17 protein-coding genes, 1 tRNA gene and 1 pseudogene are annotated in these 21,257 nt (G+C 58.4%); 7 read left to right on the forward strand and 12 right to left on the reverse strand.

The window, feature by feature from the left end:
- The first annotated feature begins 109 nt into the window (after positions 1 to 109).
- Entirely contained in the window at positions 110 to 1,546 is a 1,437-nt protein-coding gene (mgtE, locus tag AC1M2H_RS08760) for a magnesium transporter (protein ID WP_480151067.1), read from the forward strand.
- Here mgtE and AC1M2H_RS08765 read toward each other — a convergent pair.
- Positions 1,509 to 2,756 carry a SulP family inorganic anion transporter gene (locus tag AC1M2H_RS08765; RefSeq protein ID WP_480151068.1) on the reverse strand — a complete coding sequence of 416 codons (1,248 nt, stop codon included), beginning with the start codon at positions 2,754 to 2,756 and terminating at the stop codon, positions 1,509 to 1,511. The two genes, mgtE and AC1M2H_RS08765, sit on opposite strands and share 38 nt — an antisense overlap.
- A 270-nt stretch (positions 2,757 to 3,026) precedes the next feature.
- On the opposite strand from AC1M2H_RS08765, the gene mqo reads away from it, so the two are divergent.
- Positions 3,027 to 4,658 carry a malate dehydrogenase (quinone) gene (gene mqo / locus AC1M2H_RS08770; RefSeq protein ID WP_480151069.1) on the forward strand — a complete coding sequence of 544 codons (1,632 nt, stop codon included), beginning with the start codon at positions 3,027 to 3,029 and terminating at the stop codon, positions 4,656 to 4,658.
- A gap of 46 nt (positions 4,659 to 4,704) precedes the next feature.
- Here the strand turns inward: mqo and eco are convergent, their stop codons facing one another.
- The 5 genes from eco to AC1M2H_RS08795 all read right to left on the reverse strand — a co-directional run bounded on the left by eco (position 4,705) and on the right by AC1M2H_RS08795 (position 8,991).
- On the reverse strand, positions 4,705 to 5,196 hold the full coding sequence (eco, locus tag AC1M2H_RS08775) for a serine protease inhibitor ecotin (RefSeq protein WP_480151070.1): 492 nt from the start codon (positions 5,194 to 5,196) through the stop codon (positions 4,705 to 4,707).
- 227 nt (positions 5,197 to 5,423) lie between these two features.
- On the reverse strand, positions 5,424 to 6,533 hold the full coding sequence (locus tag AC1M2H_RS08780) for an AI-2E family transporter (RefSeq protein WP_426814098.1): 1,110 nt from the start codon (positions 6,531 to 6,533) through the stop codon (positions 5,424 to 5,426).
- A 297-nt stretch (positions 6,534 to 6,830) separates the two neighbouring features.
- Positions 6,831 to 6,907 (reverse strand) — tRNA-Pro (locus AC1M2H_RS08785).
- A 76-nt stretch (positions 6,908 to 6,983) separates the two neighbouring features.
- Positions 6,984 to 8,744, reverse strand: coding sequence for an LPS biosynthesis-modulating metalloenzyme YejM (yejM, locus tag AC1M2H_RS08790; protein ID WP_480151071.1), 1,761 nt, complete (start codon positions 8,742 to 8,744; stop codon positions 6,984 to 6,986).
- A gap of 19 nt (positions 8,745 to 8,763) precedes the next feature.
- A complete protein-coding gene (locus AC1M2H_RS08795; RefSeq protein ID WP_426814100.1) occupies positions 8,764 to 8,991 on the reverse strand; it encodes a YejL family protein in 228 nt (75 codons plus the stop codon).
- Positions 8,992 to 9,181: 190 nt separating this feature from the next.
- Here AC1M2H_RS08795 and yejK point away from each other — a divergent pair, with 190 nt between their 5' ends.
- The gene (gene yejK / locus AC1M2H_RS08800) at positions 9,182 to 10,189 is read left to right on the forward strand and encodes a nucleoid-associated protein YejK (RefSeq protein WP_095100661.1); all 1,008 of its coding nucleotides are present in this window, start codon (positions 9,182 to 9,184) and stop codon (positions 10,187 to 10,189) included.
- A pseudogene (locus AC1M2H_RS08805) lies at positions 10,177 to 10,713 on the forward strand (LysR substrate-binding domain-containing protein); the annotation flags it as partial. The gene yejK and the pseudogene AC1M2H_RS08805, both read left to right, overlap by 13 nt.
- 57 nt (positions 10,714 to 10,770) lie before the next feature.
- Here AC1M2H_RS08805 and rplY read toward each other — a convergent pair.
- Both rplY and radD read right to left on the reverse strand, forming a co-directional pair.
- The gene (gene rplY, locus AC1M2H_RS08810; RefSeq protein WP_426815596.1) at positions 10,771 to 11,055 is read right to left on the reverse strand and encodes a 50S ribosomal protein L25; all 285 of its coding nucleotides are present in this window, start codon (positions 11,053 to 11,055) and stop codon (positions 10,771 to 10,773) included.
- A 137-nt stretch (positions 11,056 to 11,192) separates the two neighbouring features.
- Positions 11,193 to 12,950 carry a DNA repair helicase RadD gene (gene radD / locus AC1M2H_RS08815; protein WP_480151072.1) on the reverse strand — a complete coding sequence of 586 codons (1,758 nt, stop codon included), beginning with the start codon at positions 12,948 to 12,950 and terminating at the stop codon, positions 11,193 to 11,195.
- Between the two features lie 147 nt (positions 12,951 to 13,097).
- On the opposite strand from radD, the gene rsuA reads away from it, so the two are divergent.
- The 3 genes from rsuA to AC1M2H_RS08830 all read left to right on the forward strand — a co-directional run bounded on the left by rsuA (position 13,098) and on the right by AC1M2H_RS08830 (position 15,685).
- A complete protein-coding gene (gene rsuA / locus AC1M2H_RS08820; protein ID WP_480151073.1) occupies positions 13,098 to 13,817 on the forward strand; it encodes a 16S rRNA pseudouridine(516) synthase RsuA in 720 nt (239 codons plus the stop codon).
- On the forward strand, positions 13,814 to 15,010 hold the full coding sequence (locus tag AC1M2H_RS08825; protein WP_095100677.1) for a Bcr/CflA family multidrug efflux MFS transporter: 1,197 nt from the start codon (positions 13,814 to 13,816) through the stop codon (positions 15,008 to 15,010). Before rsuA ends, AC1M2H_RS08825 begins: the two co-directional genes overlap by 4 nt.
- A 330-nt stretch (positions 15,011 to 15,340) precedes the next feature.
- A complete protein-coding gene (locus AC1M2H_RS08830; RefSeq protein WP_426814104.1) occupies positions 15,341 to 15,685 on the forward strand; it encodes a YejG family protein in 345 nt (114 codons plus the stop codon).
- Between the two features lie 3 nt (positions 15,686 to 15,688).
- Here the strand turns inward: AC1M2H_RS08830 and yejF are convergent, their stop codons facing one another.
- Genes yejF through AC1M2H_RS08850 form a run of 4 tightly spaced genes read right to left on the reverse strand, consistent with a single transcriptional unit; the run spans position 15,689 to position 21,214 of the window.
- Positions 15,689 to 17,278, reverse strand: a complete 1,590-nt coding sequence (gene yejF, locus AC1M2H_RS08835; RefSeq protein WP_480151074.1) for a microcin C ABC transporter ATP-binding protein YejF — start codon at positions 17,276 to 17,278, stop codon at positions 15,689 to 15,691.
- Position 17,279: 1 nt separating this feature from the next.
- Complete coding sequence (locus AC1M2H_RS08840) at positions 17,280 to 18,305, reverse strand: microcin C ABC transporter permease (protein ID WP_480151075.1); 1,026 nt, start codon at positions 18,303 to 18,305, stop codon at positions 17,280 to 17,282.
- Entirely contained in the window at positions 18,305 to 19,399 is a 1,095-nt protein-coding gene (locus AC1M2H_RS08845) for a microcin C ABC transporter permease YejB (protein WP_426814107.1), read from the reverse strand. Before AC1M2H_RS08845 ends, AC1M2H_RS08840 begins: the two co-directional genes overlap by 1 nt.
- A 9-nt stretch (positions 19,400 to 19,408) precedes the next feature.
- Positions 19,409 to 21,214: an extracellular solute-binding protein gene (locus AC1M2H_RS08850; RefSeq protein ID WP_480151076.1), complete on the reverse strand. Its 1,806-nt coding sequence runs from the start codon at positions 21,212 to 21,214 to the stop codon at positions 19,409 to 19,411.
- Between the last annotated feature and the right edge of the window lie 43 nt (positions 21,215 to 21,257).

Here is a 21,257-nt window from a genome sequence, read left to right on the forward strand (position 1 = left end):
TTTCCGCCGGACGAACCTGCCGGCGGTTATTATTTCTCCCTCCTCGCGCTATGCTTATGGCACCTGGCCTGCTGGTCGGCCAACTATTCTCACAAGGATTGCCTGACCGATGTCCGTTTTGCATAAAAAAAGCGCCAGATTGCGCGACGAAGAGCGCGCCCGCCTCATTTGGCTGCTGAGCACCGATAAAGCCGTTACCTCCTCATTACTGGGCAAATTAACGCTGGCCGAACGCTATGACGACGGCACCCTTGCCGACGATCTGGCGGAAGTGGAGGTACTGGTCTCCCACCTGCCGCCGCCGGACCTCGCCGATGCGCTGGAAGCGCTGCCTTACGACGCGCGTAACGCGCTGTGGCGGCTGGTTGCCGACGATAAGCGCGGCGAAGTGCTGCTTGAGGCGTCGGAAAGCGTCTGGGGCGATCTCATCGATAAGATGAGCGATCACGAGCTGCTTTTCGCTCTGCAGAACCTGGATATTGATGAGCAGGTCTATCTCCTGCAGCACCTGCCGCGCGACCTGACCGGACGCCTGCTGGCGACGCTGCCGGCGGATAAGCGCGCGCGTATTCGCCAGATGATGCGCTACGCCGACAATACCGTCGGCGCGATCATGGAATTCGAGGTGATCACCGTCCGTCCGGAGGCGACGCTTGCCGCGGTGCAGCGCTACCTGCGGCGGTTAGGCAAAATGCCGGAAAACACCGATAAGCTGTTTGTTACCACCCGCAATAAGCTGCTGCTTGGCGAGCTGGAGCTACAAACCATCCTGCTTAACGATACGCAGAAGCGGGTAGGGGAAGTGATGGAAGGCGATCCGGTCACCTTCCAGCCGCATGAGGATGCGGAAAAGGTTGCGCGTACCTTCGAACGTGATGACCTGCTCAGCGCCGCGGTGATTGATGCCGATGGCAAGCTGATGGGGCGTCTGACCATCGACGAAATCGTGGACGTGGTCTATGAAGAGACCGATAACGACTTACGCCGGATGGGGGGCCTGAGCAACGATGACGATGTCTTCGCCCCGGTGAGCAAAGCGGTGAAAACGCGCTGGGCCTGGCTGGCGGTTAACCTCTGCACCGCGTTTATCGCCTCGCGGGTAATCGACGGCTTTGAGCACACCATTTCACAGCTGGTGGCGCTGGCGTCGCTGATGCCGATCGTCGCCGGGATCGGCGGCAATACCGGTAATCAAACCATCACCATGATCGTACGGGCGATGGCGCTGCAGCATATTCAGCCGGGAAGCTTCTCGTTCCTGATCCTGCGCGAAATGGGGGTCGCGGTGATTAACGGTCTGGTGTGGGGCGGGATCATGGGCGCCATAACATGGTGGCTCTACAGCGACCCGCAGCTCGGCGGCGTGATGACGCTGGCGATGATGCTGAACCTGCTGATGGCGGCGATGATGGGGGTGATTATCCCGATGGTGATGGTGAAGCTGGGGCGCGACCCGGCGGTCGGCTCCAGCGTGATGATCACCGCCATCACCGATACCGGCGGCTTCTTTATTTTTCTCGGTCTGGCGACGATTTTCCTGATGTAACTGGCGCTCCGCTGCGCAGCCTGCGTGGGATTAGCGCCATCGCCACCAGGCCTGCCAGCACGCCAATTGCCAGATTGCTGGTGCCCACCGTTGCGCCGACGGTCACCAGCATAACCAGCGTTTCCGGCCACGGATTACGCTTTAGCTCGGCCGGGCGCAGGCTGTGCCAACTGAAGGTTTTTGCCGCCACAATGACCATCACTCCGGCCAGTACCGCCATCGGAATTTTTGCCATCACTTCGCTGAGCGCGGTAACCAGAAGCAGCAGCACCGCGCCGGCGGCGAGGGTGGAGACGCGGCTGCGGCCTTTCCCCATTTCAACGTTAACAATGGTCTGACCAATCATCGCGCAGCCGGCGATGCCGCCGTAGAACCCGGCGAGAATATTGGCGATTCCCAGCCCGGCGCTCTCGCGCGCTTTGCTGGACGGCGTGTGGGTCAGGTCATCGACCAGTTTGGCGGTCAGCAGCGACTCCATCAGGCCGACAAAGGCAATGCTCAGGGCGCAGGGCCAGATAATTTGCAGGGTGTCGAGATTGAGCGGCATCAGCAGGGCGGTGAAGCCCGGCAGCCCGCCGCTCATCGAGCCTTCATCGCCCACGGTCGGCAGCAGCTGCCCGGTGGTGGCGGTAAACAGGGTTAATACCACAATGGCAATCAGCGGCGCGGGGATCGCTTTAATATAGCGCGGCGCCCACAGGACAATCAGCAGCGTCAGCACGAACAGGCCGAGGATTAGCGGCTGCCTGCTCCAGAAATGGGGGACCTGGGCGAAGAAGATCAAAATCCCCAGCGCGTTGACGAAGCCGGTCATTACCGCCTGCGGAATAAAGCGCATCAGCCGGGCCATGCCGGCCAAACCAAACAAAATTTGAATAATACCGGCCAAAATGACGGCGGGCAGGATATAGCCGACGCCGTATTGATGCACCATCGGCCCAATCACCAGCGCCACCGACCCGGCGGCGGCGGTCACCATCGCCGGTCTGCCGCCGAGTATCGACATCGCGAGGCACAGCACAACGGAAGCCATCAGGCTGACCTTTGGGTCAACGCCGGCAATCACCGAGAAGGAGATCACCTCCGGAATCAGAGCCAGAGCGGTCAGAACGCCAGCCAGGGCCTCGCGCGTGAGCAGCGATGGCGAACGGAGTACGTGGCGAATAGCGCCTGTTGCAGCGGGCGTTGCGTGGTTTGGAGCCTGAGACATAGATGGGAAGTTCGCAGGTTAGTTTAAGCCGGGACGAGTCTTGCGTGCGGTCTGTCACAAAACGAGGGATGATAGCGCGGCCGCGTCGCTTATACCAGTACAAAATGTGATTTATGGTACACATTTATTAAACATTTTTATAACAGATCTCAAAACTCAACTTAAATTTTAAACAATATTTAATTTTTTTATCTTCAGTGTTACTTTGATTCTTGATAATCGTGTCACCTGCGCTAAATAAAAAAGCGAGTAAAGTAAGGCTCAAATTCGATGAAGAAAAAGATGGCCGTACCCAGCTCACCGGCGGTTGGTTCAAGTACACCTCGGACCAACACCCGCCATGAGCAAGAGACGGATGTACTGTTGATTGGCGGCGGCATTATGAGCGCCACGTTGGGAACCTGGCTGCAGGAACTGGAGCCGGATTGGTCTATTACCATGGTCGAGCAGATGTCCAGCGTTGCGGAAGAGAGCTCGAACGGCTGGAATAATGCGGGTACCGGGCATGCGGCGCTGATGGAGCTGAACTATACGCCCCAGACCGCCAGCGGGATCAACATCGACAAAGCGGTCGATATCAACGAATCCTTCCATATCTCTCGTCAATTTTGGGCCCACCAGGTCACGCGCGGCATTCTGAGTAAGCCGAAATCGTTTATCAACAGCGTACCGCACATGAGCTTTGTGTGGGGCGAAGATAACGTCAACTTCCTGCGCGCGCGCTACGCCGCTCTGCAGCAGAGCGAACTGTTCCGCGGTATCCGCTATTCTGAAGATCATCAGCAGATTAAAGAGTGGGCGCCGCTGGTAATGGAAGGGCGCGATCCGCAGCAAAAGGTTGCCGCGACCCGCACCGAGGTCGGCACCGACGTCAACTACGGCGAAATTACCCGTCAGCTGATTGCCGGGCTGCAGACCCACGCGAATTTCTCCTTGCAGCTGGGCACCGTTGTGCGCCGCTTCAAGCGCAATGCCGACAAGAGCTGGACGGTGACCCTGGCGGATGCCAACAACCGCCGCCAGAAGCGGGTGATTAAAGCCAAATTTATCTTTATCGGCGCCGGCGGCGCGGCGCTGACGCTGCTGCAGGAAACCGGTATTCCTCAGGCTAAAGAGTACGCGGGCTTTCCGGTCGGCGGTCAGTTCCTGGTCTGTGAAAACCCGGAGGTGGTTAACCACCATCTGGCAAAAGTCTACGGCCAGGCCGAGGTGGGAGCGCCGCCGATGTCGGTGCCGCATATCGATACGCGGATTATTGACGGCAAGCGCGTGGTGCTGTTTGGGCCGTTTGCGACCTTCTCCACCCGCTTCCTGAAAAACGGCTCTTTGTGGGATCTGCTGGCATCGACCAACACGTCAAATATTCTGCCGATGCTCAACGTCGGTCTGGATAATTTCGATCTGGTGAAATACCTGATTAGCCAGGTGATGCAGAAAGATAAAGATCGTCACGAGGCGCTGCGCGAATACTATCCGGAAGCGAATAAAGGCGACTGGCGCCTGTGGCAGGCCGGCCAGCGCGTGCAGATCATTAAGCGCAACGGTAAGAAGGGCGTGCTGCGTCTGGGAACCGAAGTTGTCAGCGATGATGAGGGTACCGTTGCGGCGCTGCTGGGCGCCTCTCCCGGCGCCTCGACCGCCGCGCCGATTATGCTGCAGCTGATGGAAACGGTGTTTAAGGATAAGGTGCATTCAGCCGCCTGGCAGGCGAAGCTGAAAGAGATTATTCCCTCCTATGGCCTGCGTCTTGACGGCAATTCAGCGGCGATTGAGCAGGCGCTGGCGTGGACCAGCGAGGTCCTGCAGCTGCGCTATGAGCCGGCCTCAGTGGCGGATAAGGCTCCTCAGGCAGAGCTGAAGCCGCTGACGGATGGTAAGCCGATCGCGGATATCGCCCTGTAGAAAGCAAAACCGGCGGCCCTGGCCGCCGGTTTCTTGTCGCCCGCGATTAGCGCACGACGGCGTTACCGACCGTTTCGTCTGCGCGCCAGATACGGTACTTCACTTCTACGTTATCCGGCGTGTAAACCACGACCGGCAGCCTGCTGTTGTAACGCAGCATGCCGGCGTCACCCAGCCCTGCGGTGACAAACTTCGGCACCTTCTTGCCGTCCGGGCAGGCCATCATGGTTGAAATCGGCGACGTCACTTTATCGAAAACGTAATAGTCGTAGCCCCAGCCCTCGAGGGTTCTGCTTTCCAGCTGGCCGCCGAGGCGGTGGTGGTTGCAGTCGACCTCCAGCGTCTGGCCAATCAGCAACTCAACTTTATAGGCCGATTCGTCTTGCTGCGGCGGCAGCTGGATCACCTGACGTTTCATGCCTTTCTCCGCTTTGGGGTAGGGCGCAATCTTTTCCAGAGGCTGTTCGGCGGCCAGTGCGCTGGTGGAGACACAGGCAACGGTCAGCAGGGAAACAGCAAACGTAGCGATTTTTTTCACGATCGATCATCCTTTGTTATCGTTCTTCAACGCGAAAAGAGTATCATTTTTCACCCCATTGGTAAGATTTATTTACCAATATTTGCATATAAAGCAGCGTTATATGCTGGTTTATTGTTGTTACGCATGGGAGTTTGCTAAAAATATGCTTAACTGCAGAGATATTATTTTACGGTTTGTGTCAGCTGCCGCCTGCGGCAGCTGACGTCACGGCGCGAGCGAGCGGCCTACTCATCGCGGTTTAGCTTGCCTTCCTCGATAAACTCTTCATCAATTTCATCGGTATTGCCGGCATGTTCGCGGCCTGAGAGCAGATTCCAGCAGGCGATAAACAGCGCGGCGATCAGCGGACCGATCACAAAACCGTTAATACCGTAAATCTCCATGCCCCCAAGGGTGGCTATCAGAATCATGTAGTCCGGCATTTTGGTATCTTTACCCACCAGCAGCGGACGCAGAATGTTGTCCACCAGCCCGATAACAATCACGAAGAAACCGACGACAAACGCCCCTTGCCATAGCTGATCTGTGGCGAAGAGGAAAATGGCCGCGGGAACCCAGACGATGGCTGAACCTACCGCCGGGATCAGCGACAGAAACGCCATAATCGCGCCCCACAAAATGCTGCCGTCAATCCCGACGACATAGAAGGCTATTCCGCCCAGTATGCCCTGGACCAGGGCGACGGCGACGGTGCCCTTCACGGTGGCCCTGGCGACGGCGGCAAATTTGGCAAACAGGTGCTGCTTAACGTAATTAGACAGCGGCAGGGACTCGAGGATCAGCATCACCAGATACGGACCATCCTTGAGCAGGAAAAACAGCAGATACAGCATGACGCCAAAGCTAATGGTAAAGCCGAACGTCCCTTTGCCAATCAGAAATGCGCTGCCGGCCAGGTACTGGCCGCCTTTTAGCGCCGCGTCTGAGAGCTGCTTCTGAATCTGATCGGCGCTGTCGAGATTATGCTCCGAGAGGAAGCTTCTGACCCACTCCGGAAGATGGGCAAACAGGCTCGCCACTACCGCAGGAAACTGGGTGTCATTATGCTCAAGCCTGGTGTAAACCATGTTTAGCTCGAGCGCCAGCGAGGAGAAAATAATCGCCAGCGGGGTGAAGACAATCAGGCAGATAATCACCACGGTCAGCAGCGAGGCCAGACCATTACGTTCACCAAGCCTGCCGCGGATCTTGTTCTTCACCGGATTGAAGATCACGGCCAGAATCGCCGCCCACAGAATGGCTGAGTAATAGGGAGAAAGGACGTCAAAAAAGGCAAGGCTGACTATCAGTAAAATCAGGATAAAAAATCCCTTGGTAATTCCATTAACTCTCATATTTATCTTCCTGGCGTATGACTGATACAGTCGAATGATAGAAGCTATTTCTCGATTTACAATCAGCGGTATCGCAGTTTATTTTGCTGCCTGGCGCAAGAGCGGCGCCGCGGCCGGGTTCGCGTCAGCTTTCGGGCGCAACGAAACGAATCGACGATGGGATATTTTATAGGTTCTGATACGCAGGAATAGCGACGAAGTATGGGGTTATTGTCCGGGGTTCACCCCATTAACTCCCCGTACAAAAAACAGACATAAAAAAACCAGCCTTAAGAGGCTGGTTTATAAGGTTTTTTTTGGTCGGCACGAGAGGATTTGAACCTCCGACCCCCGACACCCCATGACGGTGCGCTACCAGGCTGCGCTACGTGCCGACGCATGGCGGTAATATTACCCGTTCCCCAGGCGAATGCAAGCGGGGGAACGACCGATTGATTCATAATTAATCAATTAGTTAGCGATAAAGCGCTTTTCATCCGTCAGGATCTGCAGCAGCAGGCTGAGCTGTGGTTTGCGATTGTCGATCTTCTTACCATCGCTATTCCAGGTGCTGTAGGTTCCGTTGTGGTTCAACACCACGGTGGCTTCCGGCGAGGTTACCGCCAGCGTATCGCCGTTCGCCGCGGTGACCCAGCTGCGGCGACGCGCAGGGCTAAACAGGTCTTCACCCTGCGAATACTCGTTCGCCGGGGTGGTGACGTGCAGCAGACGCTGCATCAGCGTGGTCATTACATCTTTGTTATCGGTCAGCGTCGCGATAGTTTGCGCCGGAACGCCCGGCCAATGAATCACCAGCGGAACCTGCAGCCGATCTCTCGACCAGTCAAACTTGCCGTGCTGAGGATTAAGCGGCATGCCGTGACCGGCGGTGACGATAACCACCGTGTTATCCAGCTTGCCCGCTTCGCGCAGGGCGCTGAGCACCCGGCCGATTTGCGTATCGACATCGCCCGCCGCGCGGCTATAGCGGCGTACAAAGTTCTGCTGCTGGCCGTCGTCAAGCGAGGTGCCGTTGAGCGAAATCCACGAGAACCAGCGGTTTTCATCCTGAGCGTAGCGATTCAGCCAGCCAATCCACTGGTTTGCCGTCTGCTCATCGCTTTGCGTTTTGGCGACCGGCAGCGAGAAGTCAGACAGCAGCGCCTGGCGATAGAGCGGGCTGCTGAAGCCATCGGAAGAGAACAGGCCCAGCTGATAGCCCTGCTGGTTGAGCGCGGTAATCAGCGCAGCCGGAATACGGGCCGACAGCACGCCGTCCATATAGCCCGGTGAAATACCGTAGAACAGGCCAAAAATACCGCTGTCGGTGCTGTTGCCTGAGCTCATATGCTGGGTAAAGTTGACGCTACCCTGCGCGAAGCCGGCAAGCTCTGGCATGTTCTTCTCGAAACGCGAGTAGTTCAGGTTATCAACGGTAATCAGCAGCACGTTATAGCCGGCGCCGAGATCGCGATAGCGCAGATCGCTCAGCGGATACTGTACGGATACGGCTTCCGGAGCGCCTTGTTCCACCAGCCGACGCTGGTAATCCTGGGCGTCCAGCAGGCCGTGTTTCTCAAGGAAGCGGCGCGCGGTCATCGGATAGGAGAGCGGCAGGTTTGCCCGCTGCATGGTTATCGGACGATAGAAATTCGCATCGGCCCAGATATAGATCAGGTGGCTGCTGATAAAGGAGATAAAGAAAAACCAGGCGACGGGGCGCGCGTAGTGGCGGCGGCGCGTCAGGCTGCGCAACTTCTGCCAGCTCCAGGTCGCAAAGAGCATTTCCAGCAGGAAGATAATCGGCACGCTGATAAACATCAGCTGCCAGTCACGCGCCATTTCGTTCTGATCCGGGTTGATAACCAGTTCCCAGACGATAGGGTTGAGATGCAGGTGGAAGCGGGTGAAAACTTCGCTATCAATCAGCAGCAGCGTCATTCCCGCGGTGGCCAGAATGACCGACAGGAAGCGCATAAGCCGCTGTGATATCACGACAAAGGTCAGCGGAAAGAGGATCAGTACGTAGCTGGTAAAGACCAGGAAACTGAAGTGACCAACGAGGCTGACGTACGAAAAAACGCGTCCCCCCAGCGTCGTTGGCCAGTCGGCGACAAAAAGATAGCGGCTGCCGAGCACCATAGCCAACAACATGTTGAATAGGGCGAACCAGTGCCCCCAGCTGACCATCTGGGAGACTTTTTCTCGGTAGGGCTGACGAAGAGTCACCATATAAAGTTGTTGGTTATCCTTAGTGCGCCGGGTCGTCGTTGATTGAGGACTGCAGAGCCTGGGCAAAAGAACGGGCGATCGCCTGACGCTGCGCCGGCGCGACGCTACTATTGATCAGGTTGGTCACCATATTGCCTAGCACCATCAGTGAAAGGTCAACGGGGGCTTTGTGTGTTTCCAGCACGTTGGTCAGCTCGCTGAGCAGCCGTTCGACGTGTTCATCACTATAGCGGGATAATTGCGGCATAAAAGTCAAAATCTGTTTGTTCGTGAAAGGGCAACATATTACCGTAGCAGCAGCTTTTTTTCCGCATTTTTTCGCCACGGCGCAAAAGCGAGCAGGATCGCGAGTTTCCGCGAGCCGAAGAGTCATGCGCCGGTTGCGTCGCCGTCCCGGCGGTGGTTGAATACCGCCCGGTCTAAAAGGAGAGTTTAACATGAGTCTGGATATCGACCAGATTGCCCTGCATCAGTTAATTAAACGTGATGAACAAAACCTCGAGCTGGTGCTGCGCGATTCGCTGCTCGAGCCTAATGCCACGGTCGTGGAGATGATGGCCGAGCTGCATCGCGTCTATAGCGCAAAAAACAAGGCCTATGGCCTGTTTAATGAAGAGAGCGAGCTGGCGCAGGCGCTGCGCCTGCAGCGCAAAGGCGAAGAGGATTTTCTGCCGTTCAGCCGCGCGGCCACCGGCCGCCTGCGCGACGAGCTGGCGAAATATCCCTTTGCCGAAGGCGGGATCGTCCTGTTTTGCCAGTATCGCTATCTGGCGGTTGAGTATCTGCTGGTGGCGGTGCTGAATAACCTGAGCAGCATGCGGGTCAACGAAGAGCTGGATATCCGCTCCACCCACTACCTGGACATTAATCATGCCGATATCGTGGCGCGCATTGATTTAACCGAGTGGGAGACGAACCCGGAATCCACCCGCTATCTGACCTTCCTGAAGGGGCGGGTAGGGCGCAAGGTCGCCGATTTCTTTATGGATTTCCTTGGTGCCAGCGAAGGGCTGAACGCCAAAGCGCAGAACCGCGGCCTGCTGCAGGCGGTGGATGATTTTGCCGCCGACGCGCAGCTGGATAAATCCGAGCGGCAGAACGTGCGCCAGCAGGTTTACGCCTACTGCAGCGAGCAGCTGCAGTCCGGAGAAGAGATCGAGCTCGAATCGCTCTCTAAAGAGCTGGCGGGGGTGAGCGAGAAGAGTTTCCAGGAGTTTACCGCCGAACAGGGGTATGAGCTGGAAGAGAGCTTCCCGGCGGATCGCAGCACCCTGCGGCAGTTAACTAAGTTTGCCGGCAGCGGCGGCGGGTTGACGATCAACTTTGATGCCATGCTGCTCGGCGAACGCGTGTTCTGGGACCCGGCGACGGATACGCTAACCATCAAAGGCACGCCGCCGAATCTGCGCGATCAGCTGCAGCGCCGAACTTCCGGCGGAAGCTGAAACTCAACGCTCCCGCCCGCGGTAGCGCATCGCGCCGCGAGGCGGAACAGGCGCTGGCCGACGGCCATGCCGATCTGGCGATATGCCAGGCCAATAATCGCACCCTTGGCAGCGAGATGGAGTGGCGCGCGCTGGGGACCGTTGAGCTGGGGTTTTATGCCGCAGACCGGCTGTTTGCCGGCTACGCAAGGCCGCTGACGCTGCTGAACCTGGCGCTGGTGCCGCAGCTGGTGATGCACCGCCGCTCTGACGATCAGATAGCCCGCCGGCTGCAAATCTCCGGCCATACGCAGTATATGAATGAAATCGCGCTGCTGCGTCACGCCATGCAGCAGGGGCAGGGATTTTTGGCCGATCATTTCCAGGCGCAGAGCTGGGATGGGGTGAGTAAAATTGAAACCGAGGTCGGCAGTCAGGGGCTGAACGTCACGATGGCGATGCTCTGGCAGCCGGGGATGAACAAGCACCAGGCCCTGAAGACGGTTATCGATTTAGCGCCGGTGCTGTGGACGCAAAGCACATAACAAAACGCCCCGGACCTTGCGGACCGGGGCGTTTGCCATTCAACTGACTTTCGGCGATTAAGCGCGAACGAAGTCGATATGAGCCAGTTTCGGCTTGAACGGGTGACGCTGAACAGCCTGAACCTTAACTTTTTCTTCTTTACCAGCGATAACGATGGTCAGAACTTCGCTGTAGAACTCAGCTTTATCCTGAATGTTCCACACTTTGTCCTGGTCCAGCTCAATTGCTACCGGAGTAGCTTCGCCGCCATAAATGATGGCCGGGAATTTATTAGCTGCACGCAGGCGGCGGCTCGCACCCTTACCCTGCTCTTTACGTACTTCTGCGTCGATAGTAAACATTGATGTCTCTCTATATTTAAATCCTGCTACAGGCGACCCAGCAGCAGGCAGATGATCTGCTTTGCGAATGCAAAAGCGGGCGGCATTATAGCCGCATGAGGTTTTTACGGCAATCAAAACCTCAGCCTCAACGCTGATTAGCGCAGTTCGTTGGCCCGGCGAAAGCGTCCCTGATAGTCGAACATTTTCTCCCGCACCTGCCAGTATTGCCCCTTCATGCGGGCGACGACAAAGTCCGGATGGCGCAGCAGCGCCCGCTGGGCGAGGATATCGGCAGCGGTTATCCAGCGCAGCGGCACGCCGGGCGTGCGGGTGTGCGGGCGAATAAACAGCTGTTCAAACGCGGTGCGCTGGGCTGGAGTCTGCAGGCGGAAGCGCTCGCTGACGTCGGCGCCGTCTTCATCGTAGTAGGTAATTTTCAGCCACGGGCCTTTGTCGTCGGCGCCGTGCTGCAGATCCATGCCGCTACAGCGCAGCACCAGCGCATCTTTAAGCTTTAGCGCCGCCTTCAGCATATCATCCGGGTCAACGAGGATCGTATCGCACTCGCGGCAGCGGCGGGCGGCGATATCGTTTTCGGCATTACACTGCGGGCAGTGCTTAAAGCGAAAGCGAAAGTCGCACTGCTCGCGATGGCCTTCATCATCTTCAAACCAGCCCTGGCAGCGGCGGCCAAAATGTTCGATCAGCGTGCCGTCGGCGGTGGTTTTGCCCCAGAAAGTATTGGCGAAACCGCAGGCCGGACAGAATACCTGCACCGGCACGTTGTCGCTCTTGCCTTTCGGCGTCCCGACTTCAGGTGCGTAGAGATCGTGCGGGTTGCCGGCATAGTCGAGGATCAGGCAGTCGGTTTTCCCCGGCGCCAGGCGCAGGCCGCGGCCGACGATCTGTTGATAGAGACTGACCGATTCGGTGGGGCGCAGAATGGCGATAAGATCGACATGCGGGGCGTCAAAGCCGGTGGTCAGAACAGCCACGTTGACCAGATAGCGGTAGCGCTGCGCTTTAAACGATTCAATTATGCGGTCGCGCTGCGGCCCCGGCGTTTCGCCGGTAATCAGTTCGGCCTCGCCTGCGGGCAGCAGGCCGGTGATTTCCCGCGCATGCTCCACCGTCGAGGCGAAAATCATCACCCCTTTTCGCGTTTGGGCAAACTCGACGATCTGGCTGACGATATGCGGCGTAATGCGCTGCTGTTTTTTTAGCTCATGGTTGAGGTCGGTCTCGCTGAACAGGCCGTTGCTCTGCGCCTGCAGGCGGCTGAAATCGTACTGAACCACCGGCATATCGAGCCGCTCCGGCGGCGTCAGATAGCCGTTTTTAATCATGTAGCGCAGCGGCAGTTCATAAATGCAGTCGCGAAACAGCGCCTTCTCGTCGCCGCGCACCATGCCATGATAATGGAACTGATAAATCCAGCCCTTGCCGAGGCGAAACGGCGTGGCGGTGAGCCCGAGCAGGCGCAGCTGCGGATTGACCTGCCGCAGGTGGGCGATAATTTGCTGGTACTGGCTATCGTCGTCATCGCCGATGCGGTGGCACTCATCGACGATCAGTAGCGAAAACTCTCCCTGGAACTGCGCAAGATTGCGGGCAACCGACTGCACGCTGCCGAAAACCACCTTTCCGTGGCTCTCTTTACGCTTCAGCCCGGCGGCGAAAATATCGGCTTCCAGCCCAAGGGCAAGATACTTCGCGTGATTTTGCGCCACCAGCTCCTTGACGTGCGCCAGCACCAGCACGCGGCCGCGGGCGAGGCGCGCCAGCTCGGCAATGACCAGGCTTTTGCCGGCCCCGGTCGGCAGGACGATGGCGGCGGGCTCATGGTGGCGACGAAACCAGGCTAAGGTGGCATCGACCGCCTCCTTTTGGTAGGGGCGTAAGGTAAAATTCATGGCTTCACAGGCGTTAATTAACTCGCAAATAGTATGCCATGAATCTTTTCCCTTGAGTGGCGTTAAGAGCCCGTTATACTAGCCAGTGAATTTCTTCTTTTTCGGGCGCTTGCCCGCTCCAGCATTATTACAGGCTAAAAAAATCTCATGCGACTTGATAAGTTTATCGCTCAGCAACTTGGCGTCAGCAGGGCTATTGCCGGACGTGAAATCCGCAGCAGCCGCGTTCTTGTGGATGGTGAAATCGTGAAAGACGCTTCGTTCAAGCTCCTGCCGGAGCATGGCGTTGAGTATGACGGCAATACGTTGACCCAGCAGAACGGCCCGCGCTACTTTATGCTTAACAAGCCGCAGGGTTACGTTTGCTCGACCGACGATCCGGATCACCCGACTGTGCTCTATTTTCTTGACGTCCCGGTGGCGCACAAGCTGCATGCCGCCGGTCGTCTGGATATCGATACCACCGGCCTGGTGCTAATGACCGACGACGGCCAGTGGTCGCACCGTATTACCTCTCCGCGCCATCACTGCGAAAAGACCTATCTGGTGAGCCTGGAAAACCCGGTCGATGAAAGCACCGCGGAGCAGTTTGCCCGGGGCGTTCAGCTGCATAATGAAAAGGAGCTGACCCGGCCAGCGGTTCTCGAAGTGGTGACCCCGACGGAAGTTAGGCTGACCATCAGCGAAGGGCGCTACCATCAGGTTAAGCGGATGTTTGCCGCCGTGGGCAACCACGTTGTCGGCCTGCATCGTGAACGAATCGGCGCTATCGCGCTGGACGACTCTCTGGAGCCCGGCGAGTATCGCCCGCTGACGGAAGAAGAGATTGCCAGCGTTGGCGTTCAGCATGCGCGGAGCAAAACGTGACCGCAAAGCAGAATTCTTCATTAGGGATTGTGTTTATTCTTGGCCTGCTGGCCATGCTGATGCCGCTGTCGATTGATATGTATCTTCCGGCTCTGCCGGTGATCTCGGCGCAGTTTAACGTGCCGGACGGCAGCGCGCAGATGACGCTTAGCACCTATATTCTGGGCTTTGCTTTCGGCCAGCTGCTGTACGGCCCGATGGCCGACAGCATCGGCCGCAAGCCGGTGATCCTCGGGGGGACGCTGATTTTTGCCGCCGCCGCGGTGGCCTGCGCGCTGTCGCAGACCATCGAAATGCTGATTACCATGCGCTTCTTCCACGGCCTCGCGGCGGCGGCGGCGAGCGTGGTGATTAACGCCCTGATGCGCGATATTTATCCGAAAGAAGAGTTTTCGCGGATGATGTCCTTCGTGATGCTGGTGACCACCATCGCCCCGTTGGTTGCGCCGATGGTGGGCGGGGCGGTGCTGGTGTGGTTCAGCTGGCACGCCATCTTCTGGATCCTTGCGGTGGCGGCGCTGCTGGCGTCGGCGATGATCGCATTCTTCATTAGCGAAACCCTGCCGCCGGAGCGGCGGCAGAAGTTTCATGTGCGCACCACGCTCGGCAACTTTGCCACCCTGTTCCGCCACAAGCGCGTGCTGAGCTATATGCTGGCGAGCGGCTTCAGCTTCGCCGGGATGTTCTCATTTCTGAGCGCCGGCCCGTTCGTTTACATCAATATTAACCACGTTTCTCCGCAGCACTTCGGCTACTATTTTGCGCTCAACGTGGCCTTCCTGTTCGTCATGACCATGATTAACAGCCGCTTCGTCCGGCGGATTGGGGCGCTGAATATGTTCCGCGCCGGGCTGTGGATCCAGTTCGCAATGGCCGTGTGGATGGTGGTCTGCGCGCTGTTTGATGTCGGCTTCTGGGCGCTGGTGTTCGGCGTGGCGGCGTTTATCGGCTGCGTGTCGATGGTGTCCTCGAACGCGATGGCGGTCATTCTTGATGAGTTCCCGCATATGGCCGGAACGGCCTCTTCGCTGGCGGGAACCTTCCGCTTCGGGATTGGCGCGATTGTCGGCGCGCTGCTGTCGATGGCGACCTTCACCACCGCCTGGCCGATGCTGATCTCTATCGCTTTCTGCGCCAGCAGCTCCATTCTCTTCTACCTCTACGCCAGCCGGCGGCGAAAGGTCGCGCTCTGAATCGCATTTAAGGGGGCTATTTCAGCCCCTTTTTGATGCATATCAACCGCAGAGGGCTTCGTTATTCTGCTATTTGTTTCTTTTATGTAAAATCAATTCGCGTAAAAAGTCGCAATGTTGCGATAAAAAAGTTGTTTTGGATCACAGAAACGGGTACATATAGCCCCGAACGGTTCCACAGCGAAACTATAAAGTTCTGGATAATAAGCGGTTAACCCCGGCGCCGCGCCGGTGTAAACGTTTTCCACGCTGAGACAGGACTACTTGTCAACAATGTGTTAATATTGATGTAAATTTATTGTGAAGCATTTTGCTTCCGGGGAAAACCAGGTGAATACACAGCAACTCTCTATCGTACACCGACTGCCGCAAAGCTATCGCTGGCTGGCCGGTTTTGCGGGTTCAAGAGTTGAACCGATTCCGCAAAACGGCGCGCAGAGCGAAAATAGCCTCGTGGCGCTGAAGTTACTCAGCCCGGACGGCGAGAACGCGTGGTCGGTTATGCATAAGCTTAGCCAGGCGCTCAGCGACATCGAAGTCGACTGCTCAATCGTGGAGTGTGAAGGGGAGCCGTGCCTGTTTGTCAGCATGCAGGACGAGTTTGCCGCCACCTGTCGTTTGAAAAACTTCGGCGTGGCCATTGCCGAACCCTTCTCCGGCAACAACCCCTTCTAACCGTCAGCCCAGCGCCAGCAGCTGGCGGGTATACTCCTGCTGCGGAGCGGTAAATACGCGATCGCACTCTCCCTGCTCAACCACCTCTCCTTGCCGTAGCACTATCACCTGATGGCATAGCGTCCGCACGACGCGCAGATCGTGGCTGATAAAAATATAGGCCAGCCGATGCTTTTGCTGTAACGTTTTCAGCAGGGCGAGGATTTGTGCCTGTACGGTCTTATCCAGCGACGAGGTGGGTTCATCCAGCACGATAAGCTGAGGTTTGACGATCAGCGCCCGGGCGATAGCGATACGCTGCCGCTGGCCGCCGGAAAACTCGGCCGGGTAGCGCAGGCGCGTTTGCGGGTCCAGCCCCACCTCCTGCATCACCTGAATAACCGCCTGCTCACGCCCGGCGGCCGCGAGCGTCGGCTGGTGAACGCGCAGCCCCTCTTCAATAATCTGTAAAACGTTCAGCCGCGGGTTCAGCGATGAGTTCGGATCCTGAAACACCACCTGCATCCGGCGGCGCAGCGGCAGCATCTGTCGGCGATTGCGCCCCTGCAGCGTCTGACCATCAAAGGCAATCTCCCCCTCAGAGGCAATCAGGCGCAGCAGCGCCAGCCCGGTGGTGCTTTTGCCGGAACCGGACTCGCCCACCAGGCCCAGAGTTTCGCCGGCGCGTAGCTGAAAGCTCAGGCCGTTAACCACCCGATTATGCTCAACCACCCGGCGCAGAAGGCCCCGACGAACGGGAAAGACGACGCTGAGCCCGTCTGCCGCGAGCAGCAGCGGCGCATCGGGCGCCAGCGGCACCGGCAGCCCCGCCGGCTCGCTATCCAGCAGGCGGCGGGTATAGGGGTGCTGAGGGGCGGAAAAAAGGGCGCTACGGTCGTTCTGCTCGACGCAGCGTCCGTTTTGCATCACCGCCACGCGGTCGGCGAGCTGGCGGACGATGCTCAGGTTATGGGTGATAAACAGCAGGCCCATGTTCAGCTCCTGCTTCAGCTCGCGCAGCAGCTGCAGAATTTGCGCCTGCACCGAAACGTCCAGGGCGGTGGTCGGCTCGTCGGCAATCAGCAGCTCCGGGCGGGTGAGCAGGGCCATGGCGATCATCACCCGCTGGCGCTCGCCGCCGGAGAGCTGATGCGGATAGTCCGCCAGCCGACGCGGGGCCTGGCGAATGCCGACGCGCTCCAGGCAGTCGAGAATCTCTCCCCAGGCGGCCTCTTTGCGCATGCCGCGATGCAGAGAGAGTACCTCATAGAGCTGTTTTTCCAGGGTGTGTAGCGGATTGAGCGACACCATCGGTTCCTGAAAAATCATGGCAATACGGTTGCCGCTCACTCCGCGCAGGGTTCGCTCGTCGGCATGCAGCAGCGACTGGCCGTGAAAGCGGATATCGCCGCTGGGGTAGCTTACCGGCGGCGAGGGGAGCAGGCGCAGCACCGACAGCGCGGAAACGCTCTTCCCGGAGCCGGATTCGCCCACCAGCGCCAGGGTTTCCCCCGCCGCAATGTGCAGCGACAGTTCGCTGACGACGGTCTGGATTTCGCCCTGCTGGCGAAAGGCGATGGAGAGATTGTCGATTTCTAACAGAGGCTGCGCCATCTTATACCGCCTTACTGGGGTCGAAGGCGTCGCGAACCGCTTCACCAATGAAAATCAAAAGCGTCAACAGCACCGCGACGGACAAAAAGGCGGCGATCCCCAGCCACGGCGCCTGCAGGTTGTTTTTCCCCTGCAGCAGCAGCTCGCCCAGCGAAGGCGAGCCCAGAGGCAGGCCGAAGCCAAGAAAATCCAGCGAGGTCAGGGTGGTAATCGAGCTGCAGAGAATAAACGGCAGGAAGGTGAGAGTGGCGACCATCGCGTTGGGCAGCATATGGCGCAGGATGATGCTGCGGTCATTCACCCCCAGCGCCTGCGCCGCGCGGATATAGTCGTAGTTGCGGGTGCGCAGGAACTCGGCGCGCACCACGCCCACCAGCGTCATCCAGCCGAACAGGACGGTAATCGCCAGCAGCCACCAGAAGCCGGGCTGCACGACGCTGGAGAGCAGAATAATCAAAAACAGCGTCGGCATGCCCGACCACACTTCAATAAAGCGCTGCCCCCAGAGGTCGATTTTGCCCCCGTAGTACCCCTGGATAGCGCCCGCCAGCACGCCGAGGACGCTGGAAAAGAGCGTCAGCAGCAGGCCGAACAGGATTGAGATCCGCGTTCCGTAGAGGATCCGCGCCAGCACGTCGCCGCCGTTGGCGTCGGTGCCCAGCCAGTTCTGCGACGATGGCGGAGAGGGGAAGGGAGACTGGGTGGCAAAGTTGATGCTCGTCGCCCCGAAGCGCACCGGCGCCCACAGCACCCAGCCGTGAGCGTCGAGCTGCTTCTGCAGCCACGGGTCCTGATAGTCGGCGGCGGTGGCGAAGTCGCCGCCGAAGGTCTTCTCGCTATACTCTTTTAAGAGCGGAACGTACAGGCTGCCGCGGTACTGCACCAGCAGCGGGCGGTCGTTGGCAATCAGCTCCGCGCCGAGGCTGCAGATGAAGAGGATCAAAAACAGCCACAGCGACCAGTAGCCGCGGCGGTTGTGGCGAAAGCGCGCCCAGCGGGCCTGGTTGACGGGACTCAAAAAAGACATCAGCGGCCCTCAAAATCGATACGCGGATCGACCAGCGTGTAGCAGATATCGCTGACGATATTCAGCAGCAGGCCAATCAGCGTAAAAATATACAACGTGCCAAACATCACCGGATAGTCGCGCGAAACCGTCGCCTCATAACCCAGCAGCCCCAGGCCGTTGAGGGAGAACATCACCTCGATCAGCAGCGAACCGGTAAAGAACATGCTGATAAACATCGCCGGAAAACCGGCAATAACCAGCAGCATGGCGTTGCGGAATACGTGGCGCCACAAAATTTGTTTTTCACTCACCCCTTTGGCGCGGGCGGTGACCACGTACTGCTTGCGGATCTCATCCAGAAAGCTGTTTTTGGTCAGCATGGTGAGCGCCGCAAAGCCGCCGATCACCGTCGCCAGCACCGGCAGCGTGATGTGCCAGAGGTAGTCGAGGATCTTCTGATACCACGGCAGGCTGGCGAAATTAGCGGAGACCAGCCCGCGCAGCGGGAACAGGTCGAAATAGCTGCCGCCGGCGAAAATAACAATCAGCAAAATCGCGAACAGGAATGCCGGGATCGCATAGCCGATAATAATCAGCGTGCTGCTCCAGATATCAAAATGGCTGCCGTTGCTGACGGCTTTACGGATGCCGAGCGGAATCGACACCAGGTAGATAATCAGCGTACTCCACAGGCCAAGGGTAATGGAGACTGGCATGCTGTTTTTGATCAGCTGCAGCACCGAGGCGCTGCGAAACAGGCTGTCGCCAAAATCAAAGCGCAGGTAGTCGCCGAGCATTTTCAGGTAGCGCTCGTGAATAGGCTTATCAAAGCCGTAGCGATGGGTTATCTCGGCGATAATCTCCGGGTCGAGGCCGCGCCCGCCGCGGTAGTGGCCCTCGCTGACGTTGCTAACCCCGGTACGCGCGTGGCTGGCGGCCATTCCGCTGTCGCCCGCGCCCGGCATCCCGCTATGATTGCCGAACTCAACGGCGGCGATGGCCTGATCGACCGGGCCGCCGGGGGCAATCTGAACAATAAAAAAGTTGATCGTGATGATCGCCCACAGGGTAGGGATAATCAGCAGCAGTCGGCGGATCAGGTATGCGCCCATCGTCGTTCCTTAGCGTCTGTCCGCGGGCAGTTTTGCCGCTTTGTTAACGTCATACCACCAGCTGTCAAAGCCGGAGGAGTACACCGGCCGCGTTGGCGGGAACGAGAACTTGTCCCACCAGGCCGTTCTGTCCTGCGCCATATACCACATCGGCAGCATGTAGTAGTTCCAGGTGAGCACCCGATCCAGCGCGCGGCCTAAGGGCAGCAGCTTCTGCTTATTGCCCTGCCAGCGAATAATCTGCGCGATGAGGCGATCCACCACCGGGCTTTGCACTCCCGGAGCGTTGTAGCTGGAGTGGATATAGGCCGAGTCCCAGGAGATCTGCAGGTCGGTGCCGGGCCACGGCGTCGCCCGCCAGACCACGGGCATCATATCGTAATCCCGGCTGCGGCGGCGATTGCTGTACTGGGAATTATCAACCTGGCGAATATCCATGGTGATGCCGAGACGCCGCAGGTTGTGCTGAAAGGGCAGAACCCAGCGATCGTTACCGCCCGCGGGCAGCAGCAGCTCAAAACGCAGCGGCTTCCCGGTTTTCCCGTTCACCCGGCGCTGGTTTTTCAACACCCAACCGGCCCGGTTGAGCAGGTCGTCCGCCTTCAGCAGATTCGCCCGATCGAAACCGCCGCCGTCGGACCGCGGCGGCTGATAGATCCCGGTGAAGACCTCGGGCGGCAGATCGTTTTTCATCGGCGTCAGCAGGGCGAGCTCATCGGCATCGGGCGCCGCGCGGGCCGCGTACTCGGTATTCTGGAAGTAGCTGTTGGCGCGGCTGTAGGCGTTGTAAAACAGCGCCTTGTTCATCCATTCAAAATCGAAGGCGAGGGTGATGGCTTCGCGTACCTGACGATCGGCAAACACCGGGCGCTGAATGTTGAATGCCAGCCACTGGGTATCCTGCGCCGAGGTATTCTGATACTCATCCTTCACGATGTAGCCGCGCGTAAAGTTGCGTCCCACGTAGCGGGTAGCCCAGTTTTTAGCCATCGTCTCCTCGCGCCGGTCTACCGCCCCCGCCTTAAAGGCCTCAAAGGCGACGTTATCGTCGAGATAGTAGTCGTAGCGGAGCGTATCGAAGTTCCAGCGCCCGCGGTTGACCGCAAGATTGGCCGCCCAGTAGGTTTTAACGCGCGAGTAAACGATGTACTGACCCATCCGCCAGTCGGTAATGCGATAGGGGCCGCTGGCCAGCGGCGGGGTGGAGAGCGGATCGCTGAGCTTATGGTTGCGCCAGAATTTTTCCGGCATCACCGGCAGGGTGAACAGGCTGAGCATGTTCTCTTTGCCCGCCTCGCCGAGCTCAATGCGCACGGTGAGCGGGGCGATGGCCTTGACGCTGGTGCCTTTGTAGTACAGGCGAAACTGCGGGACGCCTTCGGTCATAAATTTCTGGAAGGTAAAGGCGACGTCGCTGGCGCGGATCGGCGTGCCGTCATGAAAGCGGGCCTGCGGATTGAGGGTGACCTCTACCCACGAAAAGTCATCGGCGTAGCGCGCCCCGTCGGCGATCAGCGGATAGTAGCTGCCCGCTTCGTCGTCGGAGGTGGTGAATAAGGTATCGTACAGGGCATCGGTACGCACGCCGGGATTGCCGCGCAGCGCATAGCGGTTGAAGTTGTCGAAGGTGCCAATGGTAGCGAGCGTGATGCCGCCGCCTTTTGGCGCCGTCGGGTTGGCGTAGGCGAAATGGCTAAAGCCGTCAGGGTATTTCGGCTCGCCGATAATGGCGAAGCTGCGGCTCTCTTTCACGGTCTGCGCCTGACCGTTAAGGCTAATGAAGGTTATTAAGATCAGGCAGATACGCGCAAACATGGCCAGGTTATCATCCTCTGTCGGCGGAGCCAGAGCGGGCCCG

Source organism: Klebsiella sp. F11, from assembly GCF_056712265.1.

Excerpts from the sequence above, each read along its gene's own strand:
- yejF (WP_480151074.1), bottom strand. The coding sequence starts at position 17,278 with ATGGCGCAGCCTCTGTTAGAAATCGACAATCTCTCCATCGCCTTTCGC.
- rsuA (WP_480151073.1), top strand. The coding sequence starts at position 13,098 with ATGCGACTTGATAAGTTTATCGCTCAGCAACTTGGCGTCAGCAGGGCT.
- AC1M2H_RS08795 (WP_426814100.1), bottom strand. The coding sequence starts at position 8,991 with ATGCCGCAATTATCCCGCTATAGTGATGAACACGTCGAACGGCTGCTC.
- AC1M2H_RS08850 (WP_480151076.1), bottom strand. The coding sequence starts at position 21,214 with ATGTTTGCGCGTATCTGCCTGATCTTAATAACCTTCATTAGCCTTAAC.
- mqo (WP_480151069.1), top strand. The coding sequence starts at position 3,027 with ATGAAGAAAAAGATGGCCGTACCCAGCTCACCGGCGGTTGGTTCAAGT.
- radD (WP_480151072.1), bottom strand. The coding sequence starts at position 12,950 with ATGAATTTTACCTTACGCCCCTACCAAAAGGAGGCGGTCGATGCCACC.
- AC1M2H_RS08765 (WP_480151068.1), bottom strand. The coding sequence starts at position 2,756 with ATGTCTCAGGCTCCAAACCACGCAACGCCCGCTGCAACAGGCGCTATT.
- mgtE (WP_480151067.1), top strand. The coding sequence starts at position 110 with ATGTCCGTTTTGCATAAAAAAAGCGCCAGATTGCGCGACGAAGAGCGC.
- AC1M2H_RS08780 (WP_426814098.1), bottom strand. The coding sequence starts at position 6,533 with ATGAGAGTTAATGGAATTACCAAGGGATTTTTTATCCTGATTTTACTG.
- AC1M2H_RS08845 (WP_426814107.1), bottom strand. The coding sequence starts at position 19,399 with ATGGGCGCATACCTGATCCGCCGACTGCTGCTGATTATCCCTACCCTG.
- rplY (WP_426815596.1), bottom strand. The coding sequence starts at position 11,055 with ATGTTTACTATCGACGCAGAAGTACGTAAAGAGCAGGGTAAGGGTGCG.
- yejK (WP_095100661.1), top strand. The coding sequence starts at position 9,182 with ATGAGTCTGGATATCGACCAGATTGCCCTGCATCAGTTAATTAAACGT.
- AC1M2H_RS08840 (WP_480151075.1), bottom strand. The coding sequence starts at position 18,305 with ATGTCTTTTTTGAGTCCCGTCAACCAGGCCCGCTGGGCGCGCTTTCGC.
- yejM (WP_480151071.1), bottom strand. The coding sequence starts at position 8,744 with ATGGTGACTCTTCGTCAGCCCTACCGAGAAAAAGTCTCCCAGATGGTC.